This is a genomic window from Aquidulcibacter sp., from assembly GCF_049239865.1.
Classification (GTDB): domain Bacteria; phylum Pseudomonadota; class Alphaproteobacteria; order Caulobacterales; family Aquidulcibacteraceae; genus Aquidulcibacter.
On the sequence record NZ_JBMLTR010000118.1, the window covers coordinates 1 to 1,346 of the forward strand.

The 1,346-nt window shown below is 51.6% G+C and carries 1 protein-coding gene; it reads left to right on the plus strand.

What is annotated here, in order from left to right; all coding sequences use genetic code 11:
• Positions 1-1,176 (plus strand): IS1182 family transposase (locus tag ACOVRA_RS08280; RefSeq protein WP_421719874.1); only part of this gene is annotated, 1,176 nt, incomplete at its 5' end.
• Positions 1,177-1,346 lie beyond the last annotated feature (170 nt).

The window sequence follows — 1,346 nt, forward strand, 5'->3', positions numbered from 1 at the left end:
GAGGCACAGCGCAATATTGAGCTTATGTGGCTGACAGGCCGTTTGGCACCTGACTTTAAGACGATAGCCGATTTTCGGCGCGATAATGGTCAGCCCATTCGCAAGGTATGCCGCCAGTTTGTTCTGCTTTGTCGCCAAGTTGGCCTTTTAGGGGAAAGCTTGGTTGCAATCGATGGGAGCAAATTCAAAGCGGTCAATAATCGCGACAAGAATTTCACCTCTGCGAAGATGGCGCGCAAGGTTGCCGAGATCGAGGCCAGCATTGAGCGATATCTTGGAGAGTTGGACAAAACCGACCGCGAAGAGCCTGAGGTTGGTACGGTAAAGAGCAGCCGTCTGAAAGACAAGATCGCGGCCATGAAAGCGCAATTGACCCAGCTCGACAGCGTTCAAGATCGTCTCGCAGGCTCACCAGATGGGCAAGTATCGCTGGTTGATCCAGATGCACGGTCGATGAAGACACGTGGTGGCGGTATAGTTGGCTATAATGTGCAAAGTGCGGTTGAGGTAAAGCACCATCTCATCGTGGCGCATGAGGTTACAAATGTGGGCAGTGACCGGACGCAACTCCATGATATGTCAATCCAAGCGCGCGTCGCTATGGGCCATGAAGATATCAGTGTTGTCGGAGATCGTGGCTACTATAATGGCGAAGAAATCGTCAAATGCACACAAAACGGCATCACGCCCTACGTCCCTAAGTCGCTAACATCGTCGTCAATCGGTAAAGGCTTGTTCGATAAGCGCGACTTTATCTACGACCGCCTGTCCGATACCTATCGCTGCCCGGCTGGACAGACGCTGCCGCTGAGATCTGGGTATGTTGAACATGGCTTGTTGATCAACCGCTATTGGTACTCAAAATGTAGAACGTGCGCCCTCAAATCAAACTGCACAACGGGAACCGAACGAAAGGTTCGTCGCTGGGAGAATGAAGATGTACTTGATGCTGCGCAGCGTCGCCTAGACCTAAAGCCGGACATGATGAAAGTCCGGCGGAGTACAGTCGAGCATCCGTTCGGCACTATCAAATCATGGATGGGTTCCACGCATTTTTTAACCCGGACAATTAACAATGTAGGAACTGAGATGAGCCTTCACGTTCTCGCCTACAATCTCAAGCGTGTTCTCAAAATTATCGGAATCCAGCCGCTTCTGGCAGCAATCCGAGCTTGAAAGACAAACCGGCCTCAAATCAGCGGCGCAATGGCGGTAGGACAGCCTCGCAACACTCAACAGTACCGACACAAACGCCATATCGCCAAAATGGTCATCGCACTAACAATGGCCACGATATAGCACTCAAACTTGGCACTGCCGCAGCGTTTTCACACAGCCTCGGCCAA